This is a genomic window from Bernardetia sp. Wsw4-3y2, from assembly GCF_037126295.1.
Classification (GTDB): domain Bacteria; phylum Bacteroidota; class Bacteroidia; order Cytophagales; family Bernardetiaceae; genus Bernardetia.
This window is the reverse complement of sequence record NZ_CP147017.1, coordinates 1,777,453-1,795,723: the sequence shown is the minus strand read 5'-3', so window position 1 is coordinate 1,795,723 and position 18,271 is coordinate 1,777,453. Positions and strand designations below refer to the sequence as shown.

At 32.1% G+C, this 18,271-nt stretch carries 13 protein-coding genes; 9 read left to right on the top strand and 4 right to left on the bottom strand.

Features of this window, described 5'->3' with window-relative positions; translation table 11 throughout:
* Positions 1-1,091 precede the first annotated feature (1,091 nt).
* Positions 1,092-2,612 carry a T9SS type A sorting domain-containing protein gene (locus V9L05_RS07100; protein WP_338814936.1) on the top strand — a complete coding sequence of 507 codons (1,521 nt, stop codon included), beginning with the start codon at positions 1,092-1,094 and terminating at the stop codon, positions 2,610-2,612.
* Between the two features lie 70 nt (positions 2,613-2,682).
* Here V9L05_RS07100 and mfd read toward each other — a convergent pair whose 3' ends face one another.
* Positions 2,683-6,126, bottom strand: coding sequence for a transcription-repair coupling factor (gene mfd / locus V9L05_RS07095; RefSeq protein WP_338814935.1), 3,444 nt, complete (start codon positions 6,124-6,126; stop codon positions 2,683-2,685).
* Between the two features lie 465 nt (positions 6,127-6,591).
* On the opposite strand from mfd, the gene V9L05_RS07090 reads away from it, so the two are divergent.
* The 3 genes from V9L05_RS07090 to V9L05_RS07080 all read left to right on the top strand — a co-directional run bounded on the left by V9L05_RS07090 (position 6,592) and on the right by V9L05_RS07080 (position 8,716).
* Positions 6,592-7,485, top strand: coding sequence for a S1-like domain-containing RNA-binding protein (locus tag V9L05_RS07090; protein WP_338793893.1), 894 nt, complete (start codon positions 6,592-6,594; stop codon positions 7,483-7,485).
* Positions 7,486-7,803: 318 nt separating this feature from the next.
* Positions 7,804-8,316 (top strand): SiaB family protein kinase, encoded by a 513-nt coding sequence (locus V9L05_RS07085; protein ID WP_338793894.1) that lies wholly within the window; start codon positions 7,804-7,806, stop codon positions 8,314-8,316.
* 13 nt (positions 8,317-8,329) lie between these two features.
* On the top strand, positions 8,330-8,716 hold the full coding sequence (locus tag V9L05_RS07080; RefSeq protein WP_338793895.1) for a DUF1987 domain-containing protein: 387 nt from the start codon (positions 8,330-8,332) through the stop codon (positions 8,714-8,716).
* A 102-nt stretch (positions 8,717-8,818) separates the two neighbouring features.
* On the opposite strand, the gene V9L05_RS07075 is transcribed toward V9L05_RS07080, so the two are convergent.
* Positions 8,819-10,381 (bottom strand): hypothetical protein, encoded by a 1,563-nt coding sequence (locus tag V9L05_RS07075; RefSeq protein WP_338793896.1) that lies wholly within the window; start codon positions 10,379-10,381, stop codon positions 8,819-8,821.
* Positions 10,382-10,695: 314 nt separating this feature from the next.
* On the opposite strand from V9L05_RS07075, the gene V9L05_RS07070 reads away from it, so the two are divergent.
* The 4 genes from V9L05_RS07070 (at position 10,696) to V9L05_RS07055 (ending at position 14,984) form a co-directional block, all read left to right on the top strand.
* Positions 10,696-11,340, top strand: a complete 645-nt coding sequence (locus tag V9L05_RS07070; protein ID WP_338793897.1) for a riboflavin synthase — start codon at positions 10,696-10,698, stop codon at positions 11,338-11,340.
* A gap of 222 nt (positions 11,341-11,562) precedes the next feature.
* Complete coding sequence (locus V9L05_RS07065) at positions 11,563-12,249, top strand: LytTR family DNA-binding domain-containing protein (protein WP_338793898.1); 687 nt, start codon at positions 11,563-11,565, stop codon at positions 12,247-12,249.
* 417 nt (positions 12,250-12,666) lie between these two features.
* On the top strand, positions 12,667-14,028 hold the full coding sequence (locus V9L05_RS07060; RefSeq protein ID WP_338815416.1) for a (Fe-S)-binding protein: 1,362 nt from the start codon (positions 12,667-12,669) through the stop codon (positions 14,026-14,028).
* Between the two features lie 161 nt (positions 14,029-14,189).
* Positions 14,190-14,984 (top strand): (Fe-S)-binding protein, encoded by a 795-nt coding sequence (locus tag V9L05_RS07055; protein ID WP_338793899.1) that lies wholly within the window; start codon positions 14,190-14,192, stop codon positions 14,982-14,984.
* 233 nt (positions 14,985-15,217) lie between these two features.
* Here V9L05_RS07055 and V9L05_RS07050 read toward each other — a convergent pair whose 3' ends face one another.
* On the bottom strand, positions 15,218-15,817 hold the full coding sequence (locus tag V9L05_RS07050) for an arylesterase (protein WP_338793900.1): 600 nt from the start codon (positions 15,815-15,817) through the stop codon (positions 15,218-15,220).
* 403 nt (positions 15,818-16,220) lie between these two features.
* Here V9L05_RS07050 and V9L05_RS07045 point away from each other — a divergent pair, with 403 nt between their 5' ends.
* Positions 16,221-17,021, top strand: a complete 801-nt coding sequence (locus tag V9L05_RS07045; protein ID WP_338811837.1) for an IS5 family transposase — start codon at positions 16,221-16,223, stop codon at positions 17,019-17,021.
* Positions 17,022-17,094: 73 nt separating this feature from the next.
* Here V9L05_RS07045 and V9L05_RS07040 read toward each other — a convergent pair whose 3' ends face one another.
* Positions 17,095-18,261 carry a SpoIIE family protein phosphatase gene (locus tag V9L05_RS07040; protein ID WP_338814934.1) on the bottom strand — a complete coding sequence of 389 codons (1,167 nt, stop codon included), beginning with the start codon at positions 18,259-18,261 and terminating at the stop codon, positions 17,095-17,097.
* Between the last annotated feature and the right edge of the window lie 10 nt (positions 18,262-18,271).

Genomic DNA, 18,271 nt, shown 5'->3' with positions numbered 1-18,271 from the left:
CTCTCTAAACCTCCAAAATTTATTTTTATGTTCAAATATCTGGGTCAAAACGTTACGCCCATTTTTGCTAAGCTAATGTTAGCAGCAGGTTTTTGTTACCAAGCAGGGATTTACGAAGGTATAAAATTCCGACTGTAGAGAGGGAAATTTTATAATTTTGTAAATCTCGTGTTGGTTGAAGTGCCGTAGCTTAGGCATTTCCCTCCCAACTGTTATAAACTCAACACTACAAAAATAATATAAAGCTCACAAGAAACAGCTATATAACCAATCAAATTAGTAGTTATGTAAGTTCAGTTGCAGTTAGTAAATTCGTAGTGGAATACATGCGAACAGATGGTACTCAAAAATACAAAATTTATCCTTAAATAAGCGTGGGACGAATAGATTTGAGGTAGTGTTTGTTGTTGGTCATCACAACGGCAAGCCGAAGTAAAGACAAAGGCAATGGCATTGATACCCATCACTCGCAAGTCTAAGACTTGTCAAACTGATAGGTCGTAGTCATCGCTTCGCTAAAGACAATGCCCAACCTACTTTTTTATTTATTTTGGAACACTACGAAGAACGGACAACGCTTAACTACGATTTATTCTAAGCTGAACGGAGGGTTTTATTTATTAAATTGAATGAAATAAATACAAAAGCCACGGCAGGATGCCGAATACATATAAGTCACTCGCAAAATGCGAGCGACGGCTGGGGAGTGAGACAAATAGATTTGTGGTAGTGTTTGTTGTTGGTCATCACAACGGCAAGCCGAAGTTAAAGACAAAGGCAACGGCATTTTTTTTATTCCTTTTTTTGGAAGACCAACAAGAACGAGGAGTAATGTAAAAAAATAACTTTATATTTGCATTTCAAACCATTTTAATAAAAATAAAGGTTCTCTGACAATTTTTGCACCTGCCAGTTTTTGTCTGCAAATTTTGAGGTTGATATTTTTATTTAATAACTCACTTCAAAATACTAAGTGTTTGATTATCAAGTCATTAACAAACATTCTGTATTTTCTTTTTAAATAATGAGTCTAATACTTTAAGCTGTATTTAGAACAAAGTGCAAAAATTGTCAGAGAACCAAAATAAATTATGAAAAAGAAATCTACTCTAAAAAAATTGATAAGAAGTCTTTTATTTACATTATGCCTTTCTTTTATTGTTTCTGTATCACATGCACAAATAACAAAGATACTATCGAATGACTCAACTTCTGTTGGTTACTTTGGTAATTTTGTAGATATATCTGGTGATTACGCTATCGTAGCAGCTACTGATGGCAATGGAGTAAGACCTGCTGCTTATATATTTTTTCGTAGTGATTCAGGTTGGATACAACAAGCAAAGATAGAAACAAAGGATATAGTAGGAAGCTATGGGGGGATAGGTTCTGTTGCTATTTCAGGTGACTATGCTATAGTAGCATCTTCTTCAAAAGATACTGATATAAGAGGTGAAGGGGTAGTTTATGTTTTCAAACGAAATGGTGAAAATTGGATATTAAATAGCACATTGAAATCTGGAGATTACCCATCCTCAGGTAGTTTTTTATTTGGGCATCGTATAGATATTTTAGGTGACTATATATTAGTAGGAGGATCTGGATATTATGATTCTGGTTTTCCTAGTAATCAAAGTGTTGTACATATTTTCAAACGTAGAGCTAATGGTTGGTCTTTAACTCAAAAAATAGATGTTACAAGTTGGGGAGATTTTAGGTTTGGTCGTGAAGTGTTTCTGTCTAATAACTATGCATCTGTACTAATTGATTATACTTCAGGTAGGGTTAATGGAATTGAGGGAATAAACTCAGCTATATATATGTCACGTCGTGATGGTAACAGATGGGTAGAAGATGGTTTAATAAGGATAGATGATGATGAGAAGGAGGAAATAGTGCAGTTTGCTGAATCAGATGGGAATGTTGTCGTAATTAGTAATACTAGAGATGGGCACTCACTCTACTCATTTAAAAAAATAAATGGCATATGGAGTAAGACTTCCAAAACAAGTATAAATCGTAGTGATACCAACTGGATTTTGAGTATGGATGTTCACAAAGACCAATTGATTATAGGAGGATATATTAATGTAGAAGAATATGGAATACCAGACTATGAAGAAAGAGGTGTAGTGTTATTGTACAAATATTTTGGTAACACTTGGAATCAAGTCTATATTATAGAAGCTATTGACGGAGAACAAGGTAAAGAGGAGCGAGGAGACTTTGGAAAGTCAGTTGCAATATCTGAAAATTACGCTATTATAGGCGATCCACGTGAAGGCTCATCCTCTTATCATCAAAGAGGTGCTGCTTATGTATGTGATATTTCATCTTTACTTATTACAGGTAACGAAGATATTACAAATAAACCATTCAATATTTATCCTAATCCTAATAACGGTACTTTTGCAGTTCATTTCGAAAATACATTACTTACAGATAACGAAATAATTGTATCTGATATAAGTGGTAGAATTGTAAAGAAACTACTTATTAAGAAAGGACAACAAAATTTCAAAATCAATTTATCAGACTTAAATAAAGGTTTGTATATACTGCGTTTTGTAGATTCAGAAAAAGTGTATTCTAGCTCAATAATAATAGAGTAGAAAGTAAAAATGTAAACCATAAAAAAGTCTTTTCAAATCAAGAAAAGACTTTTTTATAGAGTTATAAATTTTAGTCCTCCAAAATCCCCCTAAAAACATTCATCACACCATCAAGGGTTTTGACTTGCTCCATAATAAAAATAACACGGTCGCCTTTTTCTTTAAGTTTGCAACGGTCTGGACGTTTTTGAATGTAACTCAATACTTTTCCGAAGGCATCGGATTTGTAATAGTCTTCTCTGCCTGCAATGAAATAACCACGTATTTTTTCATTTTTGATGATGAGCTTTTCAAAACCGATTTGTTCTGCCATCCAACGCAGACGAACAGCTTGTAATAAATTCTCAAAATCGGCTGGAGGAGTGCCGAAACGGTCTTTTACAGTTTCTTTAAATTTTTCTAATTGTTCTTCATTTTTTAGTCTATCGGCTTCAATGTAGAGTTGGAGGCGTTCGGAAATATTGGAAATATAACTCTCTGGAATAAGAATTTCTAAATCGGTTTCTATCGAACACGTAATTTTGAGTTCTTTTGGTTTGGTAGCATTTGGATTTTGGAAAAGCTCCTTAAACTCTTCTTCTTTGAGTTCTGAAATGGCTTCTTCTAGCATTTTATGATAAGTATCTAACCCTAAATCGTTGATAAAACCACTTTGCTCTGCTCCCAAAAGATTTCCTGCACCACGAATATCCAAATCACGCATCGCAATTTTGAAGCCGTCGCCAAGTTCATTAAATTCTTCCAAAGCCTTCAAACGTTTTCTTGAATCGGCTGGCAAAGTAGCCTGTGAAGGAATCAAAAGATAACAAAAAGCCTTCTTATTAGAACGACCAACACGACCACGCATTTGGTGCAAATCTGAAAGACCAATCAAATGAGAATTATTGATAATAATCGTGTTAGCATTCGGAATATCCAAACCCGATTCAATGATATTTGTCGAAACCAAAATATCAGCATCGCCATTTATAAAAGTCATCATTGTTTTTTCCAACTGGTCGTTTTTCATTTGACCATGTCCGACAACGACTTTTGCATCAGGAACTAATCTTGTCAAAATTCCTGCAACTTCATAAATATCAATCACTCGGTTATGAACAAAAAATACTTGTCCACCTCGTCGGAGTTCCAAACTAATGGCATCTCTAACCAAGGCTTCATTAAAACTATGTACTTCCGTAGTGACTGGCTGGCGATTGGGTGGTGGCGTGTGCATAACAGACAAATCTCTCGCTCCCAAAAGTGAGAATTGTAGCGTTCTAGGAATTGGTGTAGCTGTCAAAGTCAAGCAATCTACATTTACACGCATTTCTTTGATTCTATCTTTTGTCTTTACTCCAAATTTTTGTTCTTCATCAATTATGAAAAGCCCCAAATCTTTAAATTTTACTTTTTGACTTACAATTTTGTGCGTTCCTACTAAAATATCAATTTGTCCTTCTTCCAATTTCTTTAAAATTTCTCGTACATCTTTTGCTGTTCTGAAACGATTGATAAAATCTACATTTACACCAAAATTTGAAAGACGTTCACTAAAAGTACGATGATGTTGCGCTGCCAAAACCGTCGTAGGAACTAAAACGGCAACTTGTTTTCCATTCGAAACGGCTTTAAAAGCTGCACGAACAGCAATTTCTGTTTTACCAAAACCTACATCTCCACAAACCAATCTATCCATCGGAACAGGTTTTTCCATGTCTTCTTTTACGTCGTTGGTTGCTGTGGCTTGATCGGGTGTATCTTGATAAAAAAACGAAGATTCGACTTCGGCTTGCATATAATTATCTTTTGGATAGGCAAAACCTGTCGCAGTTTGACGTTTGGCATACAAGGCTATTAATTCTGTACCAATATCTTTTAAATGCTTTTTTACTCTACTTTTTTTGTTGTTCCAATCTTGCGAACCGAGTTTACTAAGCGACATTGAACTTCCATCCTGACTAGAATGCTTTGAAATTTTGTGTAACGAATGCACGCTGACATACAAAACATCATTATCTCTATAAATCAAACGAACGGCTTCTTGCTCATTTCCATTGACATCTAATTTTTCCAAACCTGCAAAACGACCAACTCCATAATCAATATGTGTAACATAATCGCCTGCTTGTAGCGTATTGAGTTCTTTTAACGTAAGAGCTTTTGATTTTGTAAAACGTTCTTGCGTGCTATACCTGTGATAACGCTCAAAAATTTGATGGTCAGTATAACAAACAAGTTGTTGATTATGGTCAATAAAACCTCCACGCAAACCAATATTAAGACCATAAAACTGAACGCCAACTCCTTTTTCTTCAAAAATGGTGTGCATTCTATCAATCTGTTTTGGCAAATCAGCAGCAATAATACATTGATAGCCTTTTTGATTATAATTTTCTACATCAAAAACTAAATTTTGAAGATTTTTGTGGAATGTCGGTTGTGGCTTGGCATCAAACTCAAAAATGGTATAGTTGGCTTTTGTCTTTTCTGTAATACGTCTGAATTTTCTACCAAATTCTATCTGAATAAATTTTTCTATCTGATTTTTGAATTCTTTTTTAGTAATAAATAATTCTTCTGGGTCGGAAATAATTTGTGTATAATTCGAAACCTGTAAAATTGTATCAAAATCTTCTGTCGCTCGTTCAAAATATTTTTCTACTACATCAACTGTCAAAGCATAATCTTTTAGCCATAATCTAGTTCTTTTTGGTACAAATTCTAAAAAATTCTCTCTCGTTTGTTTTTGTACTTTTTCGGTAACATTTGGAACAATGACAGCACGATTTACTTTTTCGATGGAAAGTTGGTCGGTTGGTTTGAAAGTTCGGATACTTTCTATTTCATTTCCAAAAAATTCTATTCGATACGGATATTCATTTGAATACGAAAAAATATCAATAATTCCACCTCTAACTGAATACTGTCCTGCTTCAAAAACATACTCTTCACGTTTAAAACCATATTCATTCAATATTTCAATGACAAAATTGGGTTCTACCGTTTCATTGATTTTTACTACAAATGTATTGGCAGACAAAACCTGTTTATTGATTACTTTTTCGCTCATAGCAGACGGATAAGTAACTATGATAAGTCCGTTTTCTTCTGAATGATGATTGTTAAGTCTAGTCAGAACCTCCGAACGTTGCAAAATATTGGCATTATCTATCTTTTCAAATTTGTATGGCTTTTTATAAGAAGTAGGAAAAAATAAAATATTTGGCGCAGAACTAGACAAGGTTTCACCAAGCAAATGTTGAATATCATTATAAAAATAAGCAGCTTCTTCAGCATCCTCCATTATCACAAAATGAGAAAGCGCAGGATTCGAACGATAAATGGCAGCCAAAACAAGTGCATCCTGACTTCCCATAAGTCCTTTCAAATGAATGCGTTTTGGTTTTTCTTCAGTTAGCCCTGCTGAAATTGTCTGAATAATACCATCTTTTTGGTATTTTTTGACAAAATCTCTAGGAGAGAGTTTTAATACTTTTTCTTCTGTTTGCTCGTTCGTTTCTAGCTGGTTCATCTTAGAATAGAGTACCACAGACTTACCAGTCTGTGAATTAGGATTATATTTTTTGCACAGATTAGGAAGTCTGTGATATATTTTTTCGAATAGAAATAACAAAGAAACGGTTTTGTCTCTTTGTTTTCAAACTATTGATAACTTTACAAGGACTGTCAAAGTTTTTGATTTTTAAACTTTGTCAGTAGTTTTTTGGTAATCCAAAATAACTCTGACAATAGTTTGTATAGGATAAACGCCTGTAAAGTAAATAGGTTTTGAGATAGATACAAAATTACTTGCTGAGTAAGTTTTTCGTATTTTAATGATTCTCAAGCTATAATGACAGAAATAGAGATAGCTGTTTCTAAAAATAGAAATGATAAAAAATAGAGCGAAATAAAAAAGCAGAAATAAAATTATTTTATTATGCCTTAAAATAAAGCTAAATTTGTAATTCAAATTACAAAGTAAAAAATAGAAATTATGCCAATCAAAAATATACAAATCGGTCAATATAATACACTTACCATTTTACGCACTTCTCCTAATGGTGTGTATGTTGGAAGTTCACTCTTAGATGAGGTTCTTTTACCTCAAAAGTATGTTCCCGAGACAGCAAAAGAAGGAGATGAAATAGAGGTTTTTGTTTATACAGATACGCAAGATCGTCCTGTTGCAGTTATCGAAAAACCATTTGCAGTTGTTGGAGAAATTGCAGCCTTGAGAGTAGTTGATATTACAAGAATTGGATTCTTTTTGGATTGGGGACTCATTGAAAAAGATTTATTTCTTCCTCATGATGAAGTACCAAAAGGTAATAAAGAAGCAAGAGAAACTCAAGATCCAATACGAATAGGAGATTATATGTTCGTCAAACTTGTACTAGACCACAAAACAAATCGTGTAATCGGTTTAGGAAAACTAGGGAGCTTTGTAGAACGAGAAGATATTGATTTGCAAGAAGATGAAGAAGTAACAGCAATTATTGGTGCAGATACAGAAATTGGTTATCGTTGTATTATAGAAAAAGAGGGTATTTATTATTATGGAATGCTTTATCACAATGAGATTTTTGGAGAAGAGCAATTGCACGGACAAAAAAGAACGGCTTACATAAAAAAAGTGCGTGAAGATGGTCGTATTGATTTAAGACTTCGCAAAGATGGTTTTGATGGAATTGCTGATCAAAGCACTCTGATTATGCAAAAACTAGAAGAAAACAATGGGTTTTTGCCTATTTCTGATAAAAGTAGTCCAGAAGAGATTATGGATTATTTTAATATGAGTAAGAAAACATTTAAAAAGTTAATTGGAAATCTTTACAGAGAACGAAAAATTAGTATCGATAAAAAAGGAATTCAAAAAACAGAAAAATAATGTTTGTGTTTTAAAATTATTTTATATATTTACGATATGTAGGGTATTTTAAAATTCTCTTTATTTTTTAAAGAACACACAAAGCTATAGAACTAAGACAAAATTATAGAATTACTTTTTTTGATATATTTTTTTGTAAACCAGCTATTTTGTGTATATTTCTAAAAATTAGTCTGTCTTGATAAAATTCTGAAAAACAAAACAGAATCAAAATTGTCTAATTACTAAATTATAAAATAGACTAGAAAACTCTAAAAAATTTTAGTTCCACTCTAAAGCAGTATAAAAATCTTGAACCTGAATGATTACTATAGAGAAATGCTGGAAGGCGAAGTAATTGTATCGTACAAAGGAGCTCCATCACAGCCTCTTTTCGATGGGATTTTGAGTGTAGCAGACGAGCGATTAGCTGCCCTCGAACAAAAATCTAAAATTCGAAAAAAGGTCTATCACATTATGATAGAAGCTCTTCAAAACGTTTACCATCACACGCAGGGAGAAGGTGTGCAAAAGTCTGAAAGCCCAGAAACAGTATTATTTGTTCTTTCCAAAAATACAACAGGATATGAAATTTCTACTGGAAATTACATTCCAACCTCTCTTGTCGATACCTTGAAAGCACATATTGAACGCATTAATCAGTCTTCTGCTGAACAAATCAAACAGCTTTACCGTGAACAATTACATGGTGGAGAGGTTTCTGTAAAAGGTGGAGCAGGGTTAGGAATAATTGACATCGCACGTCGTTCGGGCGAAAAACTCGTTTATGCTTTTGAAGACACTGGCGAGGATAATTCTTTTTTTAGTTTGAAAGTAAAAGTTTCGGCTTAAACAATATATTTGAATGGAAAATTTTTTCTTAGAAGGTACTAATAAAACACCTCAACTAGATTTTAACTCTAACGAAGGACGCTTCCTGATAGCAGGACGCTCTATTCCAGAAAACTCTATTGAGTTTTACAAACCTCTCTTTGAGTGGTTAGATAATTATGTCAGTCAAGCAAAATCAAATACGATTTTAGATGTAAAATTGGAATACTTTAATACAAGTTCTTCAAAATGTTTAGTAGAGATATTTAGAAAGTTAGAAGCTCTACAACAAAAAAATGACAATGTTCTTATCAACTGGTTTTATGAAGAGGATGATGAAGACATGCAAGAATCTGGCGAAGATTTTCAAGAAATCATAGATGTAAAAATTGTCTTAAACCAAATGGAAGAAGAAGATTAAAAATTTTCCTACTGCCAATTTGAGATACAAATTAGATAGCTATTCCTTTTATACATAATGGAATAGCTTTTTTATTTTTAACTATTACTCTAAATTGTTTTTTTATAAAGTTGTTTTGAGCCTTCCATTTTGCCAAATTCCAGTTTGTTGTTTTCCATTTGTTTTGTAGAGAGTTCCTTTTCCAGTTTGGGAGTTGTATGACCAATCTCCAATATAATGTTCGCCATTAGGATAATACATTGAGCCTTCTCCATGTCTTTGGTCTTGATACCATTGCCCTTCATAACGACTTTTATTTTGATAGTGCATTGAACCTACCCCATGTTTTTGATTATTTTTCCAATTTCCTATATATTTACTGTTATCTGACCAAATATAAGTTCCTCGTCCGTCACGCATTCCTGCCGAAAAATTCCCTTTATAATATCCACCAGAGGCATAATACATAGTTCCTTGTCCATCAAACTTTCCATTTTTAAACTTACCTATATACCTTCCAGATTCAGATAAAAGTTCTCCAAAACCATCTTCACAATTTCCAGTTTTACAATTTCCTTCTTCAGCATTTACTAAAATATCTTCGTCATTTACTGTTACATCAATTCCATCCATAATTCCGTTTTTAGTAAAACGAATACGCAGGTCAAATTTTTTATCTTTATAGAGCCACGTCGAACCTGTTCGATAATTATATTTCTTATAGGGAGTTCCCATAATATAAGCTACATAATTTTGATCTGAATAAGGAGTTACTTTTTCAGTTAGAGGATGCGAAACTTCACCAAAACCAGATTTATTGACAGCCACTTTATACAAAAACCCATAATCATTAAAATAAAAACGAAGTTTATTATTATTAAAAACATATTGAAAATGGTCATAAGCAAGATGAATTTGTTGATACCCTTCTTTTTGTCTCTTACTTGCTAATTTTACTTCTTCACTATCTTTATGCTTTCCTAATAAGTCGTATAATCCATTTGACTCAAAAAAATCTTGTCCTTTATAAACGCCTCCTTCCCAAAACCCTTTTTTTGTTACTCCATTTTGATATACAAGTTGTCCTTTTCCGTGTCTTTTGCCATCTTTCCATTCACCTTCATAACGAGAACCATCTCTTTCTACATAAACTCCTTCTCCCTCTTGACAGTCTCCAGAAATACAATTTTTAAAATGCAATAATACTCCTCTCAATCTTGATTTTATTCGTGAACCAGTATAATAAAACACTACTTCGACAGGAAGATTGCTATATTCCATATAATTTGCATTGTCTTTTGAAGGTTTACCTAGTTTGACTATTGTAGAAGATTTTGTGTCATTCCAAGTCAAATTTTTGGGTAATTTGTTAGAATAAGCTGCAAATTGTTTTTCATTTACTGAATAACTATCATCATACAGCATTATTTTATCAATAATATTTCCTTTATAAAAACCTATTCTAATTCCATTACTTGGATATGTCCAAATAGAAGTAGAGCTAAGAGACTCATCTTTGAGTCCTAATTTATTCAAAAAATCTCTTACTAAAGGATCTGTTTTAGATTTACCAATTAGTTTAAACAAATTATCTCCATCTACCGTATTAGTCAGTACATTTGTTGCAGAAGCAAAAGTAGAAAACAAAAAAATAAGGCACAAAATACCTACTAAACTATTCTTCATTTTGAATAATGAAAAAGAATAGCTTTTATGAATTTTTATAGTAAGGTTGTAATAATTAAAAAAATATAGAGTAAAAAAAGTCAAATTGTTTGGATAGAATAATAGTGTATAAAGATAGATTTTTGTTACAGTAACACGTTTACTTACAAAGTGTTACCTGTTTTTAGAAGAATTATTAGTCAATAAATAAAACATTTATCATTATAATTGAGTAAACGAATTTGACTAAAATAAGTTCTATTTGTATTTTGAGAAAGTATTTTGGAATTTAGTAATCAGAAATTAAAGTTACAAATCAACATAAGATATATAGTATGTTTACAGGAATTATTGAAGAAATAGGAACACTTATTTCTATAAAAAAAGAAGGTACAAATCAGATGTTTGAAATAGAATCATCTATTTCTAATGAACTCAAGATTGACCAAAGTGTTGCTCATAATGGCGTGTGTTTAACGGTGACAAAAGTTGAAAAGAACAAAAATAGACATTTTGTAACAGCTATTGAAGAAACTCTTCAAAAAACAGATTTAGGAAGTTGGACAGTAGGTTCAAAACTAAACTTAGAACGTTGTATGCCTGCTAATGGTCGTTTTGATGGACATATTGTACAGGGACATGTCGATCAAACAGCTGTTTGTACAAAAATAATTGATGAGAATGGAAGTTGGCGTTTTTATTTTGAATATGAAGATAAAGGAAACTTTACTGTTCAGAAAGGGTCTATTTGTACAAATGGAGTCAGCCTTACCGTTGTAGATTCAGAGAGTGGCTCAAAAATAAATGGAGAAACTAAAAAAGGTAGTTTTAGTGTTGCTATTATTCCTTATACCTATAAGCATACTAACTTCCATAAATTAAAAGTAGGTGATACAATCAATCTTGAATTTGATATTGTTGGAAAATACATGAAATTACTTTTTGAAAAACACATCGGAGAATTAGCAATTAAAAGTTAAAAATCACACATTTTTATTTAGTAGTAAAAGTAAGTATAATTTTTAATTCGTAATTGATTTTTCGTATCTTTCAATTTATTAAAAAAACGCTTTTGATGAGATATATTATTCACTTTTACAGCTTATAATTTCTCATTAGCTTCACTGCTTTTAAAAAGTCGTAATTCATAACTGTTCCAAACCTACTCCTAACCTAAGTAAAAACTACCAGACCCTATATATATGAATTGTTTAATTGTAGATGATGACGAGTTTTCTCGCAATGTAATAAAGCATTTTGCTAACAAAACAGAGAGTTTGACTGTACTTGAAGAAACAGATAATGCTGCTGACGCTTTTACAATCATCAAAACAAAAGAAGTTGATATTGTTTTTTTAGATGTTGAGATGCCTGAAATGACAGGACTTGATCTAATGAAAACACTTGATGATATGCCTCAAATTATTTTGGTTACCTCTCGTGCAAGTTATGCTGTTGAAGCATTTGAATATAATGTAACTGATTATTTGGTAAAACCTGTAAATTATGCTCGTTTTTTGAAGGCAGTAGGAAAAGCAGAAGCCAATCTAAAAGCCTCAAATGTAACTGTTGAGAATCAAGATGAAGTATTTATCAAAGCTGATAATAAAATTGTTCGTTTGCGTTTGAGTGATGTGTTTTTTATTGAAGCACTGTCTGATTATGTGATTATTAATACAGAGACACGTAAATATATTATTCATTCGACAATGAAAGGGTTAGAGAAAAAATTGCCTGAGTCTGATTTTATACGTGTACATCGTTCGTATATTGTCAATTTCACTAAAATAATGAGCATTGAAGATGCCAGTGTAGTAATGCCTAGCAAAACAATTCCGATTGGAGCATCTTACAAAAATCGTTTTATGAAAAAACTGAATTTATTATAAACAACAAAGTTTATAAATTAAAATTTGTTAGTCTATACTATAAAAGTCTATTTGATAATTTAATCAAGTAGACTTTTTTTGATTTAGAAGTAATTTTTACAAAAAAAATAAAAAATAGAATCATTCTAAATTAATATAAAAACGAGTTAATTCTATCTCTAAATTATCAAAATCAGTTCTTTATTTGCAAATTTGTTATGCAAACCGACTAAATTTGTTAATTCTCTCTATTTATTGTCTTTACAATTATCTATATTTAATTTCTTCTCAAAACTTTCAGGTTTATTTTGAAGTTGCATACTCAATAATTAGAACAAAAAAAATTAAGACAATAACCATATATTTAATTAGATATTCATTTTTATATAGCCCTTTTTTATGAAACAATTAGAAATTTTTACGTCTCTATTTCAAATTATGCTTTTTGTAACTGCACTTTTGGTTACGGCAGGCGTAATTTTCAGTCGTTATAAATATATTCGACGCAACATCGAATTAGGAAAATCTTGGAAAGGAGAACACAATCCTGCTGAACGCCTACGATTAATGATTTTGATTGCCTTTGGACAGAAAAAAATGTTTGCACGTCCGTTTGTAGGCTTAATGCACTTTGTCATTTATGCAGGTTTCCTTTTAATTAATATTGAAATTCTAGAAATTGTAATTGATGGAATTACAGGACATCACCGTATTTTTGCTCCTTTATTTGGTGCAACTATTTATCAAATCTTAATTGGATTTTTTGAATTACTAGCTCTTGGTGTCTTGACTACTTGTATTGTTTTCTTGATTCGCAGAAATATAGTCAAAGTAGAACGTTTTGATAAACCAGAAATGAAAGGCTGGGCGCATCTTGATGCAAATCTTATCTTAATTTTTGAGATTGTATTAATGTTTTTCTTATTTACAATGAATGCAACAGATGCTATCTTGCAACAGGAAGCCTATAATTTAGTACAAAATGGTTTGCCATTGGGAGATACAGAACATTACAAAGTTTTTGATACACCTTTGCGTTTTTTGGTAAGTCAAGCACTTATTCCTCTTTATGATGGACTTACCACTACTCAACTTGTCTTGTTAGAACGTGCTGCTTGGTGGTTTCATATTGTAGGAATTATGGGTTTTGCCATTTATGTAACTTATTCAAAACACCTTCATATTTTCCTTGCTTTCCCAAATGTTTATTTTACTCGTTTGCAGCCTAAAGGCGAAATGAATAACATGCCTTCTATCACTAAAGAAGTCAAAATTACAATGGGAATGGAAGAACCAGCAGCAGATGCAGGTATGGAAGACGAAATTCCTTCTTTTGGTGCAAAAGATGTAACAGATTTGACATGGAGAAATATCTTAGATGCTTATACCTGTACACAATGTGGACGCTGTACAGATGTTTGTCCTGCAAACATGACAGGTAAAAAACTATCTCCTCGTAAGATTGTCATGAATGTCCGTCAGCGTGCAGATGAAATTGGACAACGTATGGATGAAATGGGTGAATACTACAAGCCAGATGATAAAATGTTGTATGGCGATTATGTAACCAAAGAAGAATTAATGGCGTGTACTTCGTGTAATGCGTGTGTAGAAGCATGTCCAGTAAATATTAATCCATTAGAGCCAATTTTGGAAATGCGTCGTTATGTAGCGATGGAAGAAGCTGACGTTCCTGATGCGTGGAAAGCAATGCTAACTAATGTAGGAAACAACGGTGCGCCTTGGGCATTTGCGCCAACAGAGCGTTTTAAATGGGCTGATGAAATGAAAAATCAGTAAACAGTAATTTTTCAGTTATCAGTTAATACAATTTTGTTAGAATTAAAACTTTGCTAATAGTCAGTAGTCTGACTTTGACAATAGTTTCTAAAATAAAGATTTAATCCTTTTCTCTAGTTCAAGCGTCGACGCTTGAACTAGAGAAAATAAACATAAAAAATATGAGCGAAGAAACATTAAGAATTCCTACAATGGCAGAGCTATCTGCTGAAGGAAAATCTCCAGAAATATTATTTTGGGTAGGTTGTGCAGGTTCGTATGACGACCGTTATAAAGCTGTTACTCGTGCGATGATTCGGATTTTGAATAAAGCAAATATCAATTTTGCTGTTTTGGGAACAGAAGAAAGCTGCACAGGTGACCCTGCTCGTCGTGCTGGTGATGAATTTACTTTTCAGATGCAGGCAGCTATGAATATTGAGGTATTGAATAATTACAATATCAAAAATATTGTTACGGCTTGTCCTCATTGTTTCAATACATTAAAAAATGAATATCCAGAATTGGGTGGAAACTATGATGTTATTCACCATTCTACTTATCTTCAAAAACTAATTAATGAGGGTAAAGTGAAATTTGGAGGAGGAGAATTTAAAGGAAAACGAATTACCTATCACGATTCTTGCTATTTGGGAAGAGCAAATGATATTTATGAAGCTCCTCGTGAAGTTTTGGAAAAATTAGATGCTGAGTTGGTAGAAATGAAACGCTGTAAATCTAAAGGACTTTGTTGTGGTGCAGGTGGCGCACAAATGTTCAAAGATGCTGAAAAAGGCAAAAAAGAAGTTAATATCGAACGTGCAGAAGAAGCTGTTGCAGTTCGTCCAGACTATGTAGCTGTGGGATGTCCTTTCTGTATGACAATGATGGGAGATGGAATCAAGCACTTCAATAAAGAAAAAGAAATTAAAGTATTAGACCTTTCTGAATTTATTGTAGGAGCGCAAGATTTATAATATTTGTGTTTTTTTGATAAAAAACTAAATACTCTTTATTTTCTTTGAAAAGTAAAGGGTATTTTTTTGTTTTATCTTTTCTTTCGCTGGTAAGATATCACCAATGGCAAAAAAATTAGTAGAGTAATAATAGAATTAAAAATTAATACCATGATTTATTACTCTACTATTATTTTAGTGGGAAATAAATAAAAAAATTAAAGTAGTATATAAGTAGAAAATAAGAGTGATTTTTAATTAGCGTAAGTCTGACGTAAAAGAGGATAAATAGTTTGCCATATTGTATCTGCTACAATCTCATAACCTTGTGCATTAGGATGCAAACGATCTGAAAGGTTTAGATTTACTTCTCCCATAACACCTTCTAATAAAGAAGGAATAAGAGGAGAGTTGTATTTTTTAGCTAACCTTTCATATACTTTTTGATATTGAACAGCATATTGTGCAGCAATTTGTCCCATCATTCCAAAACCAACAAGTAATTCAATAGGTAATTTGACTTTTGCTATCACAACCATTACATTTGGATATTGTGCTTTTGTACGTTCGATAATTTGCATAAGGTTTTGTTCCATTTTTTCAGGAGTAATTCCTCTAAAAAGGTCATTTATACCTAAAGCAAGTACAAAAATATCTACTTCTTGCTGTTGAAGTACACTAGGCAAACGCATGATAGCACTATGTGTAGTATCACCACTCACACCAGCATTAATGGTGTTGTAAAGTAAGCCGTATTTATCTATTTTCTGTTGAATAAGAGCAGGAGGAGCTTGACTTAATTGCAAACCATATCCCTCTGTCAAACTATCACCGAAGAATATTATATTCTTCATAATCATAATATTTTTTAGTAAAAAAAAACTAAAGAAAATAATTACTTTTTTATTTGAAGATAAAAAAGGTAACTTTTCATTAATTATAATGACAGTAGTTGATTATAGTTATGATATAGGTAGCTATACAAAAATCGTGTACTTTTCAAAGAATTTTATTTTTCATCAAAAAAAACGCTCTTATTTAATAATTAAGAATTACTCAAAAAATAAATATAATATCTTATTGTTGAATCTTTACCCTCCAAAAACACTTATTACCTAAACAACTGTTATTTTATTTTTAATTTTGTTTATTGAAGGCTTCAGAGCCTGTTCGAGTTTAGATACATAAAAAAGAACATCAGATTTTTTTATTAGTTAAGTTATTGATTTTCAGTTACTAATTAAAATATCAATGACTATGTTTACTAATGAATATTTATCTGATGCTCTTTGGCAATATATGAAAAAATTTATACCTTTTTCGTACTTGGAAAGAAAACGCAAACACAGTTTGTATAATATCTTTTCAGGACTATTTTACATCACTCGTTCTGGCAGTAGTTGGCGTTTACTTCCCAGTAGTTATGGTATTCCTTGGAGTAGTTTGTATGACTACTTTAGCAAATGGCAGAAGATGGGTTGGTACAAAAAACTTTTGGACAAGTTGGTCACAAGAGAACGGTTGGCTCAAGGTAGAAATGCTAAACCCTCTTTGGGTTCTATAGACTCTCAAAGTGTACAAAGTGTATATGGAGGGGAAGCTATAGGTGTAGATGGTTACAAGCTCAAAAAAGGACGTAAACGGCATATACTGGTAGATACGCAAGGAAATTTACTAGAATTAGAGATTAGTCCAGCCAATGAAGCTGACGTGAATCAACTTGCTTATCTAGCTTATTTAGCTCAATTTAGAGGAAGAAAATTCTTTAAAATTCTTGCTGATGCAGGCTATAGAAGTGCTAGTTTGGCTGCTGAAATATTTAGTCAAACAGGAGTACAAATTGAGATTGTCAATAGTCCAAGAAGAGAAAAAAAAGAGGATAAAGCATTTGTACCTCAACCCAAAAGGTGGGTAGTAGAAAGAACTTTTGCTTGGCTTAATCAAAACAGAAGACTAAAAGTAGATTATGAGAAAACTGTAGATTCTGCTAAAGCATTTGTGTATTTAGCTATGATTTTAAACCTCATAAATAAAGGGGCTAGAAGAAAGAAAAAATAAAAACTCGAACAGGCTCTCAATTAGATATTTTTCTTTTTGGTAGAAACTTATTGAAATAAAATCTTGATTGGTATTATAATCTTATGCCCAATACAAGCACATCATCTATTTGATCATAGTTTCTTTTCCAACTTTCAAATTCACTAGAAAGTTCTTCTAATTGTTCTTGAGATGTTTTACTTTTTATTCTTTGGAATAAGTCTCTAAGTTTTTTACTCATAAAACGTCTATTTTCTTTTCCTCCAAACTGATCTTGATAACCATCTGAATAAAGATAGATTTGAGTGTTGGGTTGTATTTCGAATTCATGTTTGGTATAAATAGCATTTTCTTTTCCGTCTATTCCCACTCTATCTCCTTTTATATAGTACAATTCATCATTTTGAATAATACAAATAGGTCTTTTTGCACCTGCAAACGATATTTTGTTTTTCTCTTTATCAATTACACAAATAGCGATTTCCATCCCTTCATGAATACTTGCACGTTCTCCATTCCAAACTGCTCTTATTGCTCTATTTACGTTTTCTAAAATCTTTTCAGGTGAATATATTTTTTTATCTATAACAGCCCGATTGAGAAGTTGATGTCCAATCAAAGACATAAAAGCTCCTGGCACTCCATGTCCTGTACAATCAGCAACAGCAATAACTATTTTGTTATCCTCATCTCTACACCAGTAAAAATCACCACTTACTACATCTTTTGGTTTATAAAATACAAAGTAACTAGGAAGTAATTCTTTAAGATAACTAGAAGAGGGCAAAACAGCCGATTGTATACGTTCTGCATATCGAATACTAGATTGTATTTGTCTGTTTTGAGATTTTAATGTTTTGTCTTTTTCATAATTTTCAATGGCACTCTCAACTGTCATCATTAAGTCTTTGGTACTCCAAGGCTTTGAAATATATCTGTATAAATTAGTACGATTCACTGCATTTGTAACCCCTTCAAGACTTGCTTGCCCTGTCAAAAGGATTTTCATACAATTGGGTAACACCCGATGTGTTTCTATCAAAAACTCATCTCCTCGCATTTGAGGCATAATATAATCTGAAATAATAACAACAATTTCTTTTCCTTTTTCTTTAAAGAAATCAATAATTTCTAATCCTTCTTCTCCACTTTCAGCTACTTCTATAATCATAGAATCAGCAAAGTGTTGAGATAGCTCTTGCTTTAAACTATTTAGAATAATAGGTTCATCATCAACACATAAAATAATTTTTTTATCCATATTAAAAATT